The organism is Herminiimonas sp., assembly GCF_030645555.1.
GTDB lineage: Bacteria > Pseudomonadota > Gammaproteobacteria > Burkholderiales > Burkholderiaceae_D > Oxalicibacterium.
In genome coordinates this window covers 1-4,516 of sequence record NZ_JAUSME010000325.1, presented here as the reverse complement: position 1 = coordinate 4,516, position 4,516 = coordinate 1, and the positions used below count along the sequence as shown (strand labels likewise).

The window sequence follows — 4,516 nt, the reverse complement described above, 5'->3', positions numbered from 1 at the left end:
AAAGGCTTGCTCGATTTCGGCAATCGACACACCGTCTTTTACCTTGCGCTCCCACGTCGTGGCAGCGGCGATATCGCCATCCGACTCGACCCATCGGCTCCACACTTCGATGGCCTGCGCACCCGCCCCTTGCTCCGTATTGTTGATGGCGCGCAGCGTACCGCAGGCAGATAAATGGAAAAACAAAAAAATCAGGGAAACCGCTCGCATCCACTTATATGAATTCATACCATTGTCTCTTCTAGTTTTATTTTCGCCATGTACAAAAAAGCAATGTCTGACCGACGAAGGCGACATGCGTGGCTGGCTATAATACAGACTGCAAAAAAAAATGCCTGACGAAAGCCGTCAGGCATTTTTGTTTTCAGATCGATCTGAAAAATTCTGGTGGGAAGTACAAGTTTCGAACTTGTGACCTATCGCGTGTGAGGCGATCGCTCTACCCCTGAGCTAACCTCCCGAAGCGGCGCGAATTATCTCACAAAAACATGCGCACATCAATTCTGCGTTGCTGCACGCCACAGGCACTGGCCCTTGACTTCCTTGTCCAGACTCTTCATTACCAGCTCATGCTCGGCAAGTTCTTCTGCCGTGGCTGTCTGCAGCAGGATGTCGGCGATCGCGACCACTTCGAGCGCCAGACCATCGCTGCCGACATCCTGGCCGCCCAGATCCATCGTCAGGCTGTTTTGCCCGCGCGTCATAGCCAGATAAACTTCTGCCAGCAATTCCGCATCCAGCAAGGCACCATGCAAGGCGCGGTGTGCATTCGATACGCCATAGCGATCACACAAGGCATCGAGGGAATTGCGCTTGCCGGGATGCATTTCCTTGGCTTGCACCAGCGTGTCTATGATCTCGCCGACGTGCTCCCTGAAGCTGGCGATATCCACGCGTTTGAGTTCGGCATCAAGAAAGCCGACGTCGAACGGTGCGTTATGGATGATCACATCCGCACCACTGATGTAGTCGCGGAATTCATTGACGATTTCGGCAAATTTCGGCTTGTCCCGCAAGAACTCCGTCGTCAAGCCATGCACTGCAAGCGCACCCTCTTCCGAATCACGCTCGGGGTTAATGTAGTAATGGAAGTTGTTGCCGGTCAGGCGGCGGTCGATCAGCTCTACGCAGCCGATTTCTATGATGCGGTCGCCCGAGCGCGGGTTGAGTCCGGTGGTTTCTGTATCGAGAACTATATGTCGCATGATTCAATCAGTATTCAAAAGTGGGCTGACAAGGCGATGCCATTATTGCGCCGGCAGTCCGTGGCGGTGACAAAAACCTGTTGCGCCAGACTACACAGACGCCAGTGTTTCAACGCCGCGATTGGCCAGTACGTCGGCGCGTTCATTGCCGGGGTGTCCATTATGACCGCGCACCCAGCGCCATTCAATCTGGTGTCTGGCCTGTGCGGCATCCAGCTCTTGCCACAGGTCGACATTCTTGACCGGTGCACGTGCCGCGGTTTTCCAGCCGCGCGCCTTCCAGCCATGTATCCATTCGCTGATGCCTTTTTGCACGTACTGGCTGTCGGTATGGACGATCACCTCGCATGGGCGCGTCAACGCATTGAGCGCCTCTATCACCGCTTTCAATTCCATCCGGTTATTCGTCGTGCCGGCTTCGCCGCCGCAAATTTCCTTTTCCTGCTGCCCCATGACGAGCAAGGCGCCCCAGCCGCCGCGCCCCGGATTTCCCTTGCATGCGCCGTCGGTATAAATATTTATTTTTTCCATGCTCACTTTATTCTTTGCTTGCTGTTGATCGATGTTTTATTCGTCGCCGGCACGCCTTGCGGCGCGACAGCCTTTTGCGGTTTCCATGCCGGCCCGATCAGGCGCATGCCCTTGACGCGCTTGATCGCCTGCACCACGTACACGGCGCCCAGATACGGCCACCATTGGTCGCCGGCATTTTCCATGAAGGAAAAGCGCTGCAACCATTTTTCCGTTACGCACGGTGGTGCATAGCAGCCGAGATGGCCGCCGCTGACTTCCATATTCAGCAATTTCAGCCAATCCTTAAGGCGCGGCAGGCTGATGAACTCGCCTTCCTGCGGCAGGAAATAGCTTTCGCTCAAACGCCCCACTATCTGCCGTGCGCCCCACAGGCTGTAAGGGTTAAAGCCGGAGATGATGACCTGCCCCTCCGGTATCAATACCCGCTCCACTTCACGCAAGACCTGATGCGGCTCCCGGGCAAATTCGAGTACATGCGGCAGCACGATCAAGTCTATGCTGCTGGAGGCAAACGGCAACTCTTCAAAATCCTGCAACACCACTAGCGGCCTGGCGACATTATCGTGCCCGGCCGCTGGCAGGTGCGTATCGCTGAGCCAGGTATGCGGCATCCGGCTGGCACGCAGCGCCTGGATTTGCGGCAAACCGAGCTGGGTTGCATGGAAGCCGAAAATATCGACAGTCAGTTCATCCAGGCGTGCATGCTCCCAGTCCCGCACGTAATTGCCGGCAGGCGTCTCCAGCCAGGGGCCGAGGGATATAATGGATTTTTCAGATGAAAATGTTTCCATGCGCATGTTGAATGTATTGACCGTTCCCGCTTTTAGCGACAATTACCTCTGGATTATCCATGATGGCGTCAACGCTGCCGTGGTTGACCCGGGCGACGCAACGCCGATACTGGATGCGCTTAACAAACACAAACTGTCCCTGATCGCTATTCTACTGACACATCACCATAGTGACCATGTCGGCGGCGTAGCCCGGCTCTTGCAGCACTACGATGTGCCAGTATATGCACCGCGCAAGGATCCGATTGCCCACGTCACCCAGCCACTGGATGAAGGCGACACCGTCAGCATCGCTGCCCTGGATCTGAAGCTGTCAGTGCTCGACGTGCCCGGCCACACGCTGGGCCACATAGCCTATGTGGCAAAAGAACAGGGCTGGCTGTTTTGCGGCGATACCTTGTTTGCCGGCGGTTGCGGCCGCCTGTTCGAAGGCACACCGGCACAAATGCTGGCCTCGCTGGAAAAACTCGCGGCATTGCCTGACGACACTAAAATATATTGCGCACACGAATATACAATCGCCAATTTACGCTTCGCAATGGCGGCCGAGCCCGGCAATGATACGCTGGCTGCCCGCTACAAAACCGAACAGGCCAAGCGCGAACAGGGTTTACCTACCGTTCCATCCAGTATAGGCCTGGAAAAATCGACCAACCCCTTCCTGCGTGCACGATTGCCGGCAATCGCCAGGCAATTGATGGCCGAAGGCCGTCTCGACAAGCAAGACCCGGTCGCAGTTTTTGCCGCGTTGCGCGAATGGAAAAACGGTTTTCGCTAGCCTTGCCGGCGTTTCTTGTCTTGCGCCAACATTGTTTTTTGATATAGATTTTTAGCCGAAATGCCCTTCACTGGCATCAGTCCTTGTGTAAATTGTCTTGACGCATAAAATGCGCATTACTTACACTCGTCACTTATTCTTTAAACCGGCTGATCATGGGTCGGTCATTATCGTGAGACCCCATGCCTAGATCTGTTTTAAAAATATCGTTCAAGTTAGTTTCTACCGCCGTTTTCTTGCTGGGCATTGCCGGCGCTTCCCACGCCAGCGATCTGTCGCTTCCGTCCTATCACTGGGCGCAGGATGCCGCGCTGCAAGACAATCCCAGCCTTGCCAATGAGCCGCTGAGTGAATTTGTCGTCTCCAGCGATATGGATGTCTGGGCGCGCATACGCAAGGGTTTTGCAATTCCGGATCTGGTCGACAATCAACTCGTTACCAACCAGACCCTCTGGTACAGCTCGCGGCCCGACTATATAGGCCGCACCACCAAACGCGCATCGCTGTACCTGTACCACGTGGTCGAAGAACTGGAAAAACGCGGCATGCCGACCGAGCTGGCGCTGCTGCCTTTCATAGAATCGGCATTCAACCCGCAAGCCTATTCCACCGCAAAAGCTGCCGGCATGTGGCAATTCATCCCATCGACCGGACTGGACTTCAAGCTCAAGCAAAACATGTTCAAGGATGAGCGCCGCAGCGTGCTGGCATCGACCGATGCCGCGCTGACTTATCTGCAAAGACTGTATGGCATGTTCGGCGACTGGCAACTGGCGCTGGCCGCCTACAACTGGGGCGAAGGCTCGGTGCAGCGCGCGATCAAGAAGGCGGAAGCGGCAGGGACAGGAACCGATTTCAACAGCCTGTCGGCATACATGCCGGCGGAAACGCGCAATTACGTGCCCAAGCTGCAGGCGGTCAAAAACATCATCGCAACGCCGGATGCCTACGGCATCAGCTTGTTGAAGGTCGATAACCAGCCCTACTTTGTCAGCATCGCCAAAACCCGCGATATCGACGTCAAGCTGGCAGCGCAATTCGCCGAATTGCCGATGGAAGAATTCAAGGCGCTGAATCCGCAATTCAACCGCCCTGTCATCACCGGCAGCAGCAACACACAGATTCTTCTACCACAAAGCAACGCTGAAAAATTCAAGGTGAATCTGGCGAAATGGGGACGCGCACTGTCATCGTGGAGTGCACACAAA

General features: G+C 55.3%; 5 protein-coding genes, 1 tRNA gene and 1 pseudogene. 2 read left to right on the top strand and 5 right to left on the bottom strand.

Annotation, left to right across the window (positions count from 1 at the left end; all coding sequences use genetic code 11):
- The 5 genes and pseudogenes from Q7T06_RS12235 to Q7T06_RS12215 all read right to left on the bottom strand — a co-directional run.
- Window positions 1-228 (bottom strand): annotated as a pseudogene (locus tag Q7T06_RS12235) (DUF302 domain-containing protein); the annotation flags it as partial.
- Window positions 229-385: 157 nt separating this feature from the next.
- A tRNA-Val gene (locus Q7T06_RS12230) sits at window positions 386-460 on the bottom strand.
- A 37-nt stretch (window positions 461-497) separates the two neighbouring features.
- On the bottom strand, window positions 498-1,205 hold the full coding sequence (dnaQ, locus tag Q7T06_RS12225) for a DNA polymerase III subunit epsilon (RefSeq protein WP_304785066.1): 708 nt from the start codon (window positions 1,203-1,205) through the stop codon (window positions 498-500).
- Window positions 1,206-1,295: 90 nt separating this feature from the next.
- The gene (gene rnhA / locus Q7T06_RS12220; protein WP_304785064.1) at window positions 1,296-1,736 is read right to left on the bottom strand and encodes a ribonuclease HI; all 441 of its coding nucleotides are present in this window, start codon (window positions 1,734-1,736) and stop codon (window positions 1,296-1,298) included.
- A 2-nt stretch (window positions 1,737-1,738) separates the two neighbouring features.
- On the bottom strand, window positions 1,739-2,530 hold the full coding sequence (locus Q7T06_RS12215; protein WP_304785062.1) for a class I SAM-dependent methyltransferase: 792 nt from the start codon (window positions 2,528-2,530) through the stop codon (window positions 1,739-1,741).
- Window positions 2,531-2,534: 4 nt separating this feature from the next.
- Between Q7T06_RS12215 and gloB the strand changes: the two genes are divergently transcribed.
- Together gloB and Q7T06_RS12205 are read left to right on the top strand one after the other, a co-directional pair.
- The gene (gene gloB, locus Q7T06_RS12210) at window positions 2,535-3,308 is read left to right on the top strand and encodes a hydroxyacylglutathione hydrolase (protein WP_304785068.1); all 774 of its coding nucleotides are present in this window, start codon (window positions 2,535-2,537) and stop codon (window positions 3,306-3,308) included.
- 182 nt (window positions 3,309-3,490) lie between these two features.
- Window positions 3,491-4,516, top strand: a 1,026-nt coding sequence (locus Q7T06_RS12205) for a transglycosylase SLT domain-containing protein (RefSeq protein ID WP_304785060.1), incomplete at its 3' end; no start/stop codon positions are given.